The organism is Polaribacter sp. 20A6, assembly GCF_011378915.1.
Lineage (GTDB): Bacteria > Bacteroidota > Bacteroidia > Flavobacteriales > Flavobacteriaceae > Polaribacter > Polaribacter sejongensis.
Map to the genome: position 1 here is coordinate 1 of NZ_WTPZ01000004.1, position 16,224 is coordinate 16,224.

Genomic DNA, 16,224 nt, shown 5'->3' on the forward strand with positions numbered 1-16,224 from the left:
GTTAGCGGGTGCAAACTTACAACTCATTTTTAATCTAACAACTATTTTTTTACCTTTATTTTAATTTAATTTTACATCACGTTTTAAGAGGCTTGTTTTTAAGGGGTTATAAAGGAAGTTTTTTTGAGGGTTTTTTGAGGGTTTTAGGTTTTGGGGTGGTTTTGGAAGTGGATGCTTGTTTTAAACACATAGGAACATAGAAATCATAGGTTGATTGGAGGTTGTGTTTTAGTGGAAATAGACATTTTTATTGTTTGAGGTTTGTTGAAATATGGGGTGTTCTATGAAATAGTATGGTTGAAATACGTTTTACTTATTGAAGAAAACACTTATTTAAGTGCTAAACCTGTTCTTTATATGATTCTTTTTGTAAAAAAAGTACTTGTGCTGACAACTCTGGAGGTATTTGAAATGAGAATTTCCATAAAGTAATTCTTAAAACCGGAATAATATAAGCTCTTATATATAGGTGCATATTTATAAATAGGATGAGTTCGACGAATTGGGTGCTTTACAAATTACTACTCTAAAAAACTGATGAAACAAGTTTTTTTGACAAATAGAAACATTAGTTCTGGGGTTTTGTTTGGATAATATAGTATGGAATTAAGATGTATTTGGTTGAGGCTTATATGCAGTCTATATGAAAACAAATAGCACTTAAAAATAAAACACTTATTATCAATCCATTAAAACTAATAGACCTCACAGGTTTTAAAAACCTGTGAGGTCTTGGTAATGGTATTGTCCTAAATATTGTAGAAATAATCTATAATGTTTCTTGCGCATTAAGTCAGTACTTAAATAAAGAAGAATTCTTCAAAAAGAACTTCATTCGGCAAATTAGCTGTGTTAGGGATTGAAACGTCATCCTTTTTATATGATTATTGTAGCGACAGCAGAAATAAGCATACAAAAAGATATAGAGGAAAGCCCGACCACGCTTTTTTCGGCGTGGGAACACCCGTGAAAAATCATCTTTAAAATGTAATATTGAAAATTTAAAACGTGTAACCTAAACCAATTTGTAGTACCCTATTTTTATATGAATGCTCTATAAACGAAGTAGGATAGGCGACCTTAGAGATATCTGATAAACCAAACATATATTTAGTTTCTAAAAATAATCCAAAATTAAAATGATATTCAAAACCCGCCAGTAAACCCGAATCAAAATTCTTATAGCCTTCTATTTCAAATCTATTTGGGTTATCGCTGGTTTTCTCTTTTGAATGTACAACATATCCTAAATAAGTTCCGATATTAAGATAAAAATTATGAAGAACTCTCGTTTTTAAATAAATAGGTAAATTAATTTGATTGATTTCGTGCGCAGTAAAATCTCCTGGTTCTGTATAATTATATACCCATCCCTGTTCTGAATAAACCAATTGGACTTGTAATAAAATATTGTCTTTTACTTCTGTCAATGGAAAGTTAATACCCGCTGCAACATAAAAAGATTTTCGGTTATCGAATTCTCTACTTGAGGACACTCCTCTTTCTATCACTTTAAAGTTTGTGTTGGAAAGATTTAATCCTCCTTTGACAAAATATTTCATTGAAGATTGTCCGAAATTAGATGAACTAGTCATTAAAAGTATAAACAGAATTGCAACTCCTTTTTTCATTCTAAATATTTTTATAATACTAAAAACTTACTATTTTTCTGTGGTGACCTATCTTACCCTACAAAAGTAATTCAATATTGATTTAAGTCGGCATTTCGAACATATTTAAATGCTTTTTTAAAATTCCGGATGGCGTACTTTTCGTTTCATCAAAAATTCTGGTATCTCCAAAAAGAATAAAACTATCTCTCGCTCTTGATACCGCAACATTTAACATGTTTGGTTTATTGTCTCTATCGAAAAATAGAACACCTTCGTCTTCATTAGTATATACTGAACTAAATAAAACAATATTTCGCTCTGCTCCTTGCAAAGCATGCACAGTGCCTAATTTTATCTCGTTTACCTTAAAACCAGATTCTATTAATGCTTTTGAAAGTTCTGTTTTCTGACTAGCAAAGGGCGTAATGATTCCTAAAACACTTTCTATTTTATCTACATTATACGCTTTCTGTATATCTTCTTTGTGTCTATTTATCCATAAAATGATGGCTTTTACCTCATTCATGTTATGGCGACTGTTAAACTTGCGCTCACTATAACCTTCTACATGATACGCCATCATGGACGCAAAAATTTGATCCTCATGCGCTTTCCCTTTCATGGGTTTTAAAATACCATCGTAGGCTAGTTCATTGCAAAATCCTATTATTTCATCATTACACCTTCTATGCTCTAATAATAATAAGCCATTTTCTTTGGTGGTAACCAATGGGGTTTCATATTCACAGGCATTTTGAGCCATTTTCATGATACTTCCGCTTGATGCTAAAAACCCAATGTTATTTAGATATTCTTTTTGCGCTAGATCTGTAACAATATTTTGATTGGTTAAATTTCCGTAATCGATTTTTGGAGGAATAGACCAAATTGGTTCTATTTGCTTTAAATCTCCTACTACAATTGCTTTTTGAGCTAATGAAAATATTGGAATGCTGACTTCTGGCGTTACTTGACCAGCTTCATCAATAATTAATAAATCTAAAAAATTAAATAGCGGCAAGTATTCGAAAATTGGTTTTCCGTTTTCATTCTCTCCTTGAAATTGGCTGAATAAAAAATGAGTTGGAGCTGTATATAAGGTTGCCACAAAACAAGGTGTTAGCATTGCTCTTCGTTTCCATTTTGCAATGACTGTTTTTTCTCCAGTTCCCTTTTCTGTTTCATTTTCTAAAACATCTTCTGTTTCTAGAATCCACCTTGCCTCCCAATAATGGGTTGCTAATAAAAAGGCTTTATGTCGTAGGCTTAAATCTATTTCATCATAAAAAAATCGATGTGTTTTATCTGTAGACTCCATTTTTTCATATTCGAACTCCCACATTTGTTCTTCTGAAATAAAAGGATAGCCTGTAATCTCATTTAAATGTTTCCAGTTTTTTAACCTTAAGTTTGATGACAATGCTAAATTAAAATCTGCAATACATTTTTTTATAAAGGCCAGTGCTGTTTTATCATCTGTAAGAGTTTCTCTACTTACAATAAAAAGGTGTTCTGAATTATTAGTGTTTTCTTCTGAATCAACTTTGAAATAACGTTTTATTTCGTTGATAAAATTACCTTCTTTAGCCAGCGCTTTTATCTTGACGATGATATCTCTCCACTCTTGCAATTTTGATATTTTAATTACATTTTTCTTAATGTGGTTTTCCTTGTCTAGCAATAAATTATTCACCTTTTCTATAGAGGATAAATAATCTTGAGAAATTTGAACGCCCTCCATTAAGTTATCTTCTATCACAGAAATTTCTTCTTGCAAGTGATTACAGATATCTTCTAATGAGTTTGCACCGAAACCAAAATAATCTAGATATCTACTATAAAAGAAATTCTTGGCGTCGTGTATATAATTCTCATTTTCTAAATCACACAAAGTACCTTCATTACCAAACATATTCCCTTTTAGATAATTGATATCTTTTAAAGATTTTTCACTTTTAGAGCTTGATGGTAAATACGTAGCATAGCCATTAAAACCAGGAATCCAGCGTTCGGCTAAATTCCCCATAGTACTTTTAGAATTTATAAAACTATCTATAATGTTGGTTACCGCCTGGTTGTTTGTTGAACAGGCCAAAATAACAGGAGCTTCTTCTCCATTAATCGCCGCGCGCACCACTTCTGTAGCCACCAAACTTTGCAATAAAGTAGTTTTTCCGGTTCCTGGAGGTCCATTTACGGCCGTAATTCCATTTTCTTCTGCTGTTAAATAAGACAATAAGGTTTTACGCTGACTAATAGAAAGCGGAAATTCGTTAGACATTTGCCCTAAATGCAAATGATTGTAATCTAAAAAACCTTTATCGGTAATAGGATCTCTTCGCTCTCTGTTTCTTGGGTTTATTATTTTTGAAATTAACGGAAGTTCTTCTGTTTCATTTATTAAATTCTCATACAGAAACAGAATGCTTTTTGCTGCTGATATTTTAGAACTTCGTGCAAAATAAGTGACTTTGTTATTGGTTTTATATCCTTCTGCTCTATAATCCTCTATACCGATACCCGTAATTTCTGAAAAAACTAAACTAATATACTCCCAATAAGAAGCCCAATCTAATTCTTCCTCCTCCTCTACTTCTGGTTCTTCTAAATCTCTAGCTTCTGCTATTGTTTCTATAGATGAAAAAATAAAATCGTTACCAACCTCTGCTATTGGATCTAAATAATTACGAACTATTAATGGAAATATTTCTCTTGGGGCAGATAATTGACCTAAACGGTTTACTCTTGCCGTAATCCAAAAGGGGTGAATTGTTTTTTGTTTGAAATTAGGATCGTCTGTTTGAAAATCTAACTGAAAAGGTGCTATAATAATTTCGGCATCAAATACTTGATGCCAATTATCGCTATCTTTTTTAGCAACTCCTTTTAACCTATTAATTCTTTTCTCTTCTACATCAAGCATTTCTGCAGCATTTTTAGCACTAATGGTTGCTTTGCTTAAATCGCAATAATTTTGATGAAATAAGTTTTTAATTCTAGAAATGTCTACTGCTAAGTTTTCACTGTCTGTTAAACTGTTTTTATAATAATTTAACCAGTTTTTTACGTTGCTCATGTATGTAATTAGAATTCTTAGGTTAGTAAATTAAAAAAATGGAGTGCGAATATATACTTTTCGTTGATTGTTTTTATTGAAACACAAGCCTTAATTCTATAAATAAAAGAGTTGAATTATTTAATAACTGAGCAACAAACAATTAACAAATAAACAAAACCTATATAAAACAAAAAACCTTACTATTTCTAGTAAGGTTTAAGTGAGCCCTGCAGGATTCGAACCTGCGACCGCCTCCTTAGAAGGGAGGTGCTCTATCCAGCTGAGCTAAGAGCCCGTAATTTTTAAGTTGTTACGACCAACTGTGTCGGGGTGGCAGGATTCGAACCTGCGACCTCCTCGTCCCAAACGAGGCGCGATGACCGGGCTACGCTACACCCCGAGTGCAATTTCTTAGCGGAGAGACAGGGACTCGAACCCTGGCGACCCTAAGGTCGACAGATTAGCAATCTGCTGCATTACCACTCTGCCATCTCTCCTTTCGGCGTTACATTAAAAACATAACCTTGAAATTGCGAGTGCAAATTTAAGACATTAAAAGGATTACACAAGTCTTTTTTGATTTTTTTTTAAATTATTTTATTTATTCTGGATATTCTACCCTTAAATGATAGATATTCATCAGCTTTTTCTTGATCACTTTCTTAATAATCTCTATCTCCCTAAAGGTAATATTAGAATTCAAGAACTGATTATCAGCCATTTGTTTACTTATAATCTTATCAATTAAATTACTAATAGATAAAGCTGTAGGTTTTGTTAAACTCTTAGACGCAGCTTCAGAAGCATCACACATCATTAAGATAGCTGTCTCTTTTGAAAAAGGAATAGGTCCTTGGTACTGAAAATTCTTTATATCTACTTTTGTATCGGGATTCAGTTCTTGTTCCTTCTTATAAAAATAATAGGTAGAACTTGTACCATGATGCGTTCTTATAAAATCGATTATTCTATCTGGTAATTTATATTTTTTAGCTAGCTCCACCCCTTTTATAACATGATCTGTAATTATTTTAGAACTATCTCTTGCTGATAAATCGTTGTGAGGGTTAACCCCTGTAGATTGATTCTCTGTAAAATACATTGGATTTAATATTTTACCAATATCATGATACAAAGCACCTGTTCTAACCAACATAGAGTTCGCTCCTATTTCATTGGCCGCAGCTTCTGCTAAATTAGCGACTTGCATGGAGTGCTGAAACGTACCTGGAGCTTTTTCATTTAACTCTCTTAAAAGCTTCGCATTTGTATTAGAAAGCTCTAATAAAGTAATATCAGAAACCAAACCAAAAACCTTTTCATACATATATATAATAATTATTGATAAAAAGGATAACAAACCATTGGCTGCAAAAAGCATAAAGTAATTCCAGTTTATTTGAGAAGCGTTTCCTTCTCTAATAATTGAAAAGGCAAAATAAGTTATCATATAGATAAGTGTAATTTGCGCTACAGAGATAAACAAGTTACCTCTTTTATAGAGCTCAGAAACGGTAAGTATGGTTACCATACCCGCAATGATATGTAAGTAGATAAACTCAAAACTATTTGGCACAATATACCCTAAAAGCAATACTGTTAAAACGTGTGTAAACAAGCCTAAACGCGCATCAAAAAAAGCTTTTAAAACTATGGGAAGTACACTTAAAGGAACAACATACAAATAATCTGCATTGTATTTAATAACCAATGTTTGTATAAAAATCATTAAAAAAACATTGAAAAAAATAAAGGTTACCTGGTTATTATTGTCATATATTTCTACTCGATACTTTTTTAAGAATAACAAAAGCATCAATAAAGCTAGAGAAACTAAAATGGTATATCCTAAAATAATCCAATTATAATTTGAGTCCGTCCAAACCTGAGATTCAGATTCAGTTTTTAAAGAATTTAATATCGCTAGTTTTTTCCCCTCTACAATATCTCCTTTTAAGATAATTAATTTACCCGCTTCTACAATTCCTTTTGTATAAGAAATATTTTTTATAGCATTTTCAATTACTTTATCAGTATAAATTGTATCAAAATAGATATTGGGTTTTATAATTTCTGATAATAAATCTAATAATATTTTTTTACCATAAAAAGATCTTTCTGCTTCTAAATTACTTCTAATTATTTCTAAAACCTCTTTAGATGTTAGCAGGTTTTTAAACAAGATATCTTCTACCTCATTCCCTTTTCTAAGCGCAACTATTTCATTTTTATTTGATACCCTTTCTTGACTTACCACCTCTAAAAAACCTCGTTCATAGATATTATCTATAACTTTTTGACCAATTTTAGATATGTTCACAATCTCATCTGAACTTAAAGAATCTGATTGTTTTAATAGCGAAATCCTTCTTTTATAATTTGATTTCACATCCTTTTCAACATCAAAATCTTGTAAAAAATAAACTTTTGAGTTCTCTGAAATTTGTTTCTTTTCTAATGTAATTTCTTCTGCAGTTTTTTGAATAGAAAAATCAAAAGGCGCATATAAATTATCATATTTCCAAAGTTGCCCATTATTAAAATCATATTTAAATTGCCCGCCTTTTGGAAACAAATAAACAATTGCAATAGTGGCAACTAAAAACAAAATTACCTTATAAATAATGGCATTGTTTTGGTACAGTTTATTAACTATATTACTCATAGAACATATCTTCTTACTACAAACTTACCATAAAAAAGTTAAGCTCAAAAATTCAAGTTGAATAATAAAACTTAAATTGATTAAAAATAGTTAATTTAGCACAACAAATCTTACTCAAAATAAACACTATATTTATGAAAGAAGTCGTAATTGTATCTGTAGCTAGAACTCCAATTGGAAGCTTTATGGGAAGTTTATCTACCATTCCTGCTCCCAAACTAGGAGCAATTGCTATAAAAGGAGCCTTAGAAAAAATAAACTTAAACCCTAATTTGGTTGAAGAAGTTTTTATGGGTAATGTCGTTTCTGCTGGCTTAGGTCAGGCGCCAGCAAGACAAGCAGCCATTTTTGCAGGAATACCTAATACAGTGCCTTGTACTACCGTAAATAAAGTATGTGCTTCTGGTATGAAATCTATTATGTTAGCAGCACAAACCATTGCTTTAGGTGATGCTGATATTGTTGTTGCAGGTGGTATGGAAAACATGAGTTCTATTCCGCACTATCAACATGCAAGAAAAGGATCTAAGTTTGGAGCTATAACCATGGAAGATGGACTTCAAAAGGATGGTTTAGTAGATGCTTATGATAATGTTGCAATGGGTGTTTGTGCAGATACTTGTGCTACTGAATATGGTTTTTCTAGAGAAGATCAAGATGCATTTGCTGTACAGTCTTATAATCGCTCTGCAAAAGCTTGGAGTGATGGAAAATATGCTGATGAAATTGTATCTGTTGAAATTCCTCAAAGACGTGGAGAACCAATTATATTTTCTGAAGATGAAGAATACAAGAATGTAAGAATGGATAAAATTCCTACATTAAGAGCTGCCTTTACAAAAGATGGAACTGTTACTGCTGCAAACGCCTCTACAATTAATGATGGTGGCGCTGCGTTGGTATTAATGTCTACAGAAAAAGCAAAAGAATTAAACATTAAGCCTTTAGCAAAAGTAATCAGTTATGCAGATGCTGCTCATGAGCCAGAATGGTTTACAACTGCACCCGCAAAAGCATTACCAAAAGCCTTAGCAAAAGCAAATATTTCTATTGATGATGTAGATTACTTTGAATTAAACGAAGCTTTTTCTATTGTTGGTTTGGCAAACATGAAAATTTTAGGCATTACAGATGATAAAGTAAATGTAAATGGTGGTGCTGTTTCTTTAGGGCATCCATTAGGAGTTTCTGGAGCAAGAATAGTAATTGCTTTAACCTCTATATTAAAACAAAATAACGCTAAAATTGGCGCTGCTGCAATTTGCAATGGTGGCGGTGGAGCAAGTGCATTTGTTATAGAAAGAATTTCGTAATAGATTTAATTCAACATTTAAAACTTATAACTTGTTATACGGCATTTGTAATTTAAGCATTGTTCCTTTAAGAGCTGAAGAATCTAACCAATCAGAAATGACGAGCCAGGTTTTATTTGGTGAAGATTTTGAAGTGATTGAAAAACAGAAAGAATGGAGTAAAATCCGTTTGACTTTTGATAACTATGAAGGATTTATAGATAATAAACAGTATACAGAAATCTCTGCTGATTTCTATTCAAAACTAAAAACTGAAAAGCAATATTTTTCAGGGGAAATGATTGATTTTATTACCAATAGTAAAAATGAGTTAACCACCATTCCTTTAGGGTCTAATTTGCCTTTTTATAATGCAGGGAAGCTTCAAATAAACTTAGAATCATATACATATGAAGGTGCTATTTTATCAGAAGAAGAATCTAAACATAAAATTGCACAAACTGCTTTTAATTATCTAAACACCCCTTTTTTATGGGGAGGAAAAACACCTTTTGGTATTGATTGTTCTGGTTTTACACAAATGGTTTATAAACTTTGTGGACACCAGCTTTTAAGAGACGCTAATCAACAAGCTACACAAGGTGAAGTTTTAAGTTTTATAGAAGAAAGTGAAGCTGGTGATTTGGCTTTTTTTGATAATGAAGAAGGAGAAATTATTCATGTTGGGATCATTTTAAGCGACTACCATATTATACACGCCCATGGTAAAGTAAGAATAGACACTTTAGATCATAGTGGTATTTTTAATGCCGAACTTCAAAAACATACACACAAGTTAAGAATCATAAAAAAAATGATATAAAAAAAACCGAAACTAAAATTAGTTTCGGTTTTTTTATAAAATTGAAAGTCTTAATTATTGACCTCTCATCTCTTTATAAACTGGTCTTAAAGAATCTGCTTCAGCAGTCATCTCTAAGGTATCATAAATATTTAATAAAGAACTTACAGTTCCCTCTGTTCTCTCAAGCTTATCTGCTTTAATAATATAAGGTAAAGCTTCTTTACAGATAACTTTTAACTCACCTTCTAATTCTGTATATTTCTTTTCATTCGATAAATTTTCATTCATCTCATTAATAACAGCTATTCTTTTATTTAAAATAGTAACTCCTAAATTTAAATAAGCATCTCCGTATTCTGGATCTAATTCAATCGCTTTTTCATAAAATCCAATTGCTTCTTCAATATGGTTTTCTTGAGCATTTACAACACCTAAGTTAAAAAACAACGTTGGGTTTGTAGGATCAATTTCTACAGCCTCTTTCATTAACTCTCCAAATTTATCCATTTTTTCAAGTTCAATGTACATTTGAGCTTGGTTTAATAATAAATTGATGTCTTTAGGATTCGACTTTCTAGCTTCTTCTAAGGCAGCAATTGCTAATTCTGGTTTCCCTTGATTTACATAAATGTAACCAATATTTTTAGTAATTTCTGCTTGTTTAGATGCTGTCGTTTTTTCACTTGGTTTTGTGTATTTACCAAACTTAACCATTGCATCTCTATTAGCCTTAGTTCCTAAATCTTCCTCTTCACCTGTTTCTTTATTAACAGCAATATATTGAGTTGAAATACCTGTATAATTAATATCTTGTAACTCTTTATAATACTTTAAAGATCCATCATAATCCTTAGCTAAAGAAGAACTTAAAGCTGCATTGTATAAGAAAGAAGTATCTTTAGGGCTTAATTTATATGTTAAATAAAAATCACTTGTTGCATTTTTATAGTCTTGCTTGTTGTATGCTTCAATTGCATTTTTAGAAACAAATTGAACCAATTCATTTAACTTAGGCTCTGCTTCTTTAGTGTATTTTTGTTTCCCTATTTCCTTTTCGTAAGCAATTAATTTATTATAAGCTTCTGCTGCTTTCTCTGCATTCGATTTACCATAAGCAGATCCCTTTAAAAAGAAATATTTTGCTTTATATTTTGAATCCATTGAATCTTCTGTAGCCTCTAAACCAGCCAATGCTGCTTTTGCTTCTTTAAATTGACCTTTTTTTATTGCCTTTTCAGCAGCTTTAATTTCATCTTTTTGCGCAAAAGAAGCTATTGATAAGAAACCAACTGTTAACGCTAATATTTGATTTTTCATTTTACTAATTATTAATTTATTGTTATTCTTGATTTTCATTTGAATCATTTTCAATTTCCGTGCCATTCTCTGTTTCGCCTTCAATCTCATCTCCTTCAAGCTCTTCTACAACCTCTTCTTCATGAGCAACTTTAGCAACTGCAGCAATACTATCTGAATCTTTAATATTAATTAAACGAACTCCTTGTGTTGCACGCCCCATTACTCTTAAATCTTCTACAGCCATTCTAATCGTTAATCCAGATTTATTGATAATCATTAAATCGTTAGAATCATCTACATTTTTAATAGCTACTAAATTACCTGTTTTTTCAGAAATATTTAAAGTTTTAACACCTTTACCTCCTCTATTAGTAACTCTGTAATCTTCTAATTTAGAACGTTTACCGTATCCTTTTTCAGAAACTACAAGTATATTGCTCTCCATATCATTTACAGCAACCATACCTATTACTTCATCATTTTCATGCTGTAAAGTAATACCTCTTACTCCAGAAGCAGTTCTACCCATTGGGCGCGTTTTTGCTTCTTCGAAACGAATAGATTTACCAGATGCCAAGGCTAACATAACTTGACTGTCTCCAGTTGTTAACTTCGCTTCTAATAACTCATCTCCATCCTTAATAGTAATTGCATTAATACCATTTGTTCTTGGTCTAGAATATTGCTCTAAAGAAGTCTTTTTAACCTGACCTTTCTTTGTTGCCATAATAACATAATGGTTATTTACATACTCTTCATCTTTTAAATCTTGAGTTACTAAAAATGCCTTTACACTATCATCTTGTTCTATATTAATAAGGTTTTGCATTGCTCTACCTTTGGTGTTTTTACCACCTTCAGGAATTTCATATACGCGCATCCAGAATACTTTTCCTTTTTGCGTAAAGAACATCATATATTGGTGGTTTGTACCTACAAATAAGTGCTCTAAGAAATCTTCATTTCTTGTAGTTGCTCCTTTTTGACCTCTACCTCCTCTATTCTGAACCTTATACTCTTCTAAATTTGTACGTTTCAAATATCCTGCGTTAGAAATAGTAACCACAACTTTCGTATCAGGTATCATATCTTCTATTCGCATATCTCCACCAGCAAACTCTATTACAGATCTACGCTCATCACCATATTTATCTTTAATAAGCGCTAATTCTTCTTTTATAATATCGTATCGTCTTGGTTCGTTTGCTAAAATATCTTTTAAATCAGTGATGGTTAACATAATTTCATCATACTCAGCACGTAATTTATCTTGCTCTAGTCCTGTTAATTGACGCAAACGCATTTCTACAATTGCCTTCGCTTGAATTTCAGATAACTCAAAACGCTTAATTAAACTTTCTCTAGCTTCATCAGCATTATTAGAAGCTCTAATAATTTTAATTACTTCATCAATATTATCCGAAGCAATAATTAATCCTTCTAAAATATGTGCTCTAGCTTCTGCCTTTTTAAGTAAAAACTCAGTTCTACGAACAATTACTTCATGTCTATGTTCTACAAAATAATGAATTAATTCTTTTAGGTTTAATTGTTCTGGTCTTCCATTTACCAAAGCAATATTATTTACACTAAAAGAAGTTTGTAATTGTGTGTACTTAAATAATTTATTTAAAACGATGTTAGGTATTGCATCACGTTTTAAAATGTACACAATACGCATTCCGTTTCTATCAGACTCATCACGAATATTCGCAATACCAGATATTTTTTTCTCATTAACAAGATCAGCAGTTTTTTTAATCATTTCTGCTTTATTCACTTGGTAAGGAATTTCCGTAACAATAATACACTCACGTCCCTTCACCTCTTCAATAACAGCTTTAGCACGCATTACAATACGTCCACGACCTGTATGAAAAGCATCTCTTACACCATCATAGCCATAAATAATTCCTCCTGTAGGAAAATCTGGTGCCGTAATGTGTTGCATTAATTCATCAATCTCAATATCTCTATTATCAATATATGCCATGGTACCATTTATAACTTCAGTTAAGTTATGTGGTGCCATGTTTGTTGCCATACCTACTGCAATACCAGAAGCTCCGTTTACTAATAAATTAGGAATACGAGTTGGTAAAACGGTTGGTTCTTGCAAAGTATCATCAAAATTTAATCGATGATCTACAGTTTCTTTTTCAATATCAGCCAACATGTCTTCTGATATTTTTTGCATTCTAACCTCAGTATAACGCATTGCTGCTGGCGAATCTCCATCTACAGAACCAAAGTTCCCTTGACCATCAACCATCATATAACGTACACTCCAGCTTTGTGCCATACGTACCATAGAATCGTATACAGAAGTATCTCCGTGTGGGTGATACTTACCTAAAACTTCCCCAACAATTCTTGCGGATTTTTTATACGAACCTGTAGCTTTAATCCCTAACTCATGCATACCAAACAAAACCCTTCTATGAACTGGCTTTAAACCATCTCTTACATCTGGTAATGCTCTTGAAACAATTACTGACATCGAGTAATCGATGTACGCAGCTTTCATCTGTTCTTCAATGTTAATCGGAATTAACTTTTCTCCGTCTGCCATATTTATATTTGATTAATTTTACGTCATTTTTTTAAAACAAGGCAAGTTACTATTTTTACTTGTTTTTACAAAGGTTTTAGCACTTGTAATTCAGTAGAGTTATCAACATTACTTCATAATTTTTAACAAGAATTTATTTGCTTGATTTACAAGAGTTTTCTACCTTGGTATCTTAGTCAAACTGTCAGTTTTTTAGCATTGGCATCTTTTTTGTAATTATCTACAAAAAAAAAGGACTAAATTTACAACACATCAATAATAGACAGATAGAAATATGGACGATAATTTTTCACCAAAGGTTAGAGATGTAATTACTTTCAGTAAAGAAGAAGCGCTACGTTTAGGGCAAGAATTTATTGGAACAGAACATCTTTTACTAGGTTTAATAAGACAAGGAGAAGGAAAAGCAATAGAAATATTAACAGCATTTGATGTTGATTTTGTTTTATTGCGTAAAAAATTAGAACAATTAAACCCTGTAACTCCAACGTTTACAGAAAGTACAGATAAGCCGAGTTTACGATTAACAAGACAAGCTGAAAAAGCCTTAAAAACAACTTTTTTAGAAGCTAAATTATATCAGAGCGAATCTATAGATACGGCACATTTATTACTTTGTATTTTAAGAAATGAAAACGACCCAACTACAAAGTTAATTCACAAATATCATGTAAATTATGATGAAGCTAAAACGCTTTATAAACAACTACATGTAGATGATATAGAACTGCCTATAAACCCTATTGCAGAAACACCTTCTGATGATGAATTTGCTTCAGAAAGATCGAATCCTTTTGACCAACCTCAAAAGGGAAAAACTGTAAAAAAATCGAAGACTCCGGTATTAGATAATTTCGGTAGAGATTTAACAGATTTAGCAGAAAAAGGAAAATTAGATCCAGTTGTTGGTAGACAAAAAGAAATAGAACGAGTTTCTCAAATTTTAAGTCGTAGAAAGAAAAACAATCCAATGTTAATTGGAGAACCAGGTGTTGGTAAATCTGCCATTGCAGAAGGTTTAGCTTTGCGAATTATTGAAAGAAAAGTGTCAAGAATTTTATTTGACAAACGTATTGTTTCTTTAGATTTAGCAAGCTTAGTTGCTGGCACAAAATATCGCGGTCAGTTTGAAGAGCGTATGAAAGCCTTAATGAATGAACTTGAAAAAAATGATGATATCATTCTTTTTATAGATGAAATTCACACCATTGTTGGTGCTGGTGGAGCAACCGGTTCTTTAGATGCTTCTAACATGCTTAAACCTGCTTTAGCAAGAGGAGAAATACAATGTATTGGTGCAACTACGTTGGATGAATTTAGAACAAATATCGAAAAAGATGGCGCCTTAGAACGTCGTTTTCAAAAGGTAATTGTAGACCCAACTTCAGTAGATGAAACGATACAGATTTTACAAAACATAAAAAATAAATACGAAGAACATCACCATGTAAATTATACAGATGATGCTATTGAAGCTTGTGTAAAATTAACAAACAGGTACATGACCGATAGATACCTACCAGACAAAGCGATTGATGCTTTAGATGAAGCGGGTTCTAGAATTCATATCACAAACATTGTTGTTCCGCAACAAGTTTTAGAACTAGAATCTAAGTTAGAAATTATTCGAGATCAAAAAACTAAAGCTGTAAACGGACAGAAATATGAAGAAGCTGCTAAGTTACGCGACGATGAAAAAAACATGGAAGCTGCTTTAAATTCTGCTCAAAACCAATGGGAAGAAGATTCTAAATTAAATAGAGAAATTGTAACTGAAGATAATGTTGCAGAAGTAGTTTCTATGATGACTGGAATTCCTGTAAACCGGGTTGCAGAAGCAGAAACCAATAGATTACACGAATTACCTGCCTTAATTAAAGGAAAAGTAATTGGACAAAATGAAGCGGTTACAAAAGTGGTAAAAGCAATACAACGTAATAGAGTTGGGTTAAAAGACCCTAACAAACCAATTGGTTCTTTTATTTTCTTAGGACAAACGGGTGTTGGTAAAACGCAACTAGCTAAAGTTCTAGCTCGTGAGTTATTTGATTCTGACGATTCTTTAATTAGAATTGACATGAGTGAATACATGGAGAAGTTTGCTATCTCTCGTTTAATTGGAGCGCCTCCAGGATATGTTGGTTATGAAGAAGGTGGACAGTTAACTGAGAAGGTGAGAAGAAAACCATATTCTGTAGTCTTGTTAGATGAGATAGAAAAAGCGCATCCAGATGTGTTTAATATGTTGCTACAAATTTTAGATGACGGTCACATTACCGATAGTTTAGGTAGAAAAATCGATTTTAGAAATACCATAATTATTATGACTTCTAATATTGGTGCACGTCAATTAAAAGACTTTGGTGGTGGTGTAGGTTTTGGTACAGCTACTAAAGCAGCACAAGCAGATGAACATGCTAAATCGGTACTAGAAGGTGCTTTAAAGAAATCTTTTGCTCCGGAGTTTTTAAATAGAATAGATGATGTAATTGTATTTAACGCTCTAGAAAGAGACGATATTCATAAAATTATAGATATCGAGTTAAATAAATTATTACATAGAATATCAGATTTAGGCTACACTTTAAACTTAAGCGAAAAAGCAAAAGATTACATTGCAGACAAAGGTTTTGATAAAAAATATGGAGCAAGACCACTTAAAAGAGCCATACAGAAATACATTGAAGATGCTTTAGCAGAAGAAATTGTAAACTCTAAACTCTATGAAGGTGACACTATACATATGGATTTGGATGAGAAAGAAAATAAACTCACCATTACCATTGAAAAAGGTGAAAAGAAACCTGAAACAAGGACAGAGACCGAAAAGGAATCTTAAAAATTATAAAAATCCCAAACGAAAGTTTGGGATTTCTTTTTTCTATCAAAGAACAATTTACCCACTATTGTCTTTTAATTG

General features: G+C 32.0%; 9 protein-coding genes and 3 tRNA genes. 3 read left to right on the plus strand and 9 right to left on the minus strand.

The window, feature by feature from the left end; translation table 11 throughout:
* Positions 1–340: 340 nt before the first annotated feature.
* From GQS57_RS19135 to GQS57_RS10090, 7 genes are all read right to left on the minus strand, one after another.
* Positions 341–475, minus strand: a complete 135-nt coding sequence (locus GQS57_RS19135) for a hypothetical protein (protein ID WP_262887628.1) — start codon at positions 473–475, stop codon at positions 341–343.
* Positions 476–1,001: 526 nt separating this feature from the next.
* Entirely contained in the window at positions 1,002–1,631 is a 630-nt protein-coding gene (locus GQS57_RS10065) for a porin family protein (RefSeq protein WP_165732736.1), read from the minus strand.
* 82 nt (positions 1,632–1,713) lie between these two features.
* Positions 1,714–4,689 carry an ATP-binding protein gene (locus GQS57_RS10070; protein WP_165732737.1) on the minus strand — a complete coding sequence of 992 codons (2,976 nt, stop codon included), beginning with the start codon at positions 4,687–4,689 and terminating at the stop codon, positions 1,714–1,716.
* 203 nt (positions 4,690–4,892) lie between these two features.
* Positions 4,893–4,966, minus strand: a tRNA-Arg gene (locus tag GQS57_RS10075).
* A gap of 30 nt (positions 4,967–4,996) precedes the next feature.
* Positions 4,997–5,071: transfer RNA gene (locus tag GQS57_RS10080), tRNA-Pro, on the minus strand.
* A gap of 15 nt (positions 5,072–5,086) precedes the next feature.
* A tRNA-Ser gene (locus GQS57_RS10085) sits at positions 5,087–5,168 on the minus strand.
* Between the two features lie 104 nt (positions 5,169–5,272).
* Complete coding sequence (locus tag GQS57_RS10090; protein ID WP_165732738.1) at positions 5,273–7,336, minus strand: HD family phosphohydrolase; 2,064 nt, start codon at positions 7,334–7,336, stop codon at positions 5,273–5,275.
* Between the two features lie 134 nt (positions 7,337–7,470).
* Here GQS57_RS10090 and GQS57_RS10095 point away from each other — a divergent pair, with 134 nt between their 5' ends.
* Together GQS57_RS10095 and GQS57_RS10100 are read left to right on the plus strand one after the other, a co-directional pair.
* Positions 7,471–8,649 carry an acetyl-CoA C-acyltransferase gene (locus GQS57_RS10095; protein ID WP_165732739.1) on the plus strand — a complete coding sequence of 393 codons (1,179 nt, stop codon included), beginning with the start codon at positions 7,471–7,473 and terminating at the stop codon, positions 8,647–8,649.
* Between the two features lie 31 nt (positions 8,650–8,680).
* Positions 8,681–9,451, plus strand: coding sequence for a C40 family peptidase (locus tag GQS57_RS10100; protein WP_165732740.1), 771 nt, complete (start codon positions 8,681–8,683; stop codon positions 9,449–9,451).
* Positions 9,452–9,505: 54 nt separating this feature from the next.
* Here GQS57_RS10100 and GQS57_RS10105 read toward each other — a convergent pair whose 3' ends face one another.
* Positions 9,506–10,750 carry a tetratricopeptide repeat protein gene (locus GQS57_RS10105; protein WP_165732741.1) on the minus strand — a complete coding sequence of 415 codons (1,245 nt, stop codon included), beginning with the start codon at positions 10,748–10,750 and terminating at the stop codon, positions 9,506–9,508.
* Between the two features lie 22 nt (positions 10,751–10,772).
* Positions 10,773–13,304 carry a DNA gyrase subunit A gene (gene gyrA / locus GQS57_RS10110; RefSeq protein WP_165732742.1) on the minus strand — a complete coding sequence of 844 codons (2,532 nt, stop codon included), beginning with the start codon at positions 13,302–13,304 and terminating at the stop codon, positions 10,773–10,775.
* Positions 13,305–13,578: 274 nt separating this feature from the next.
* On the opposite strand from gyrA, the gene GQS57_RS10115 reads away from it, so the two are divergent.
* A complete protein-coding gene (locus GQS57_RS10115; RefSeq protein WP_165732743.1) occupies positions 13,579–16,143 on the plus strand; it encodes an ATP-dependent Clp protease ATP-binding subunit in 2,565 nt (854 codons plus the stop codon).
* The last annotated feature ends 81 nt before the right edge of the window (positions 16,144–16,224 follow it).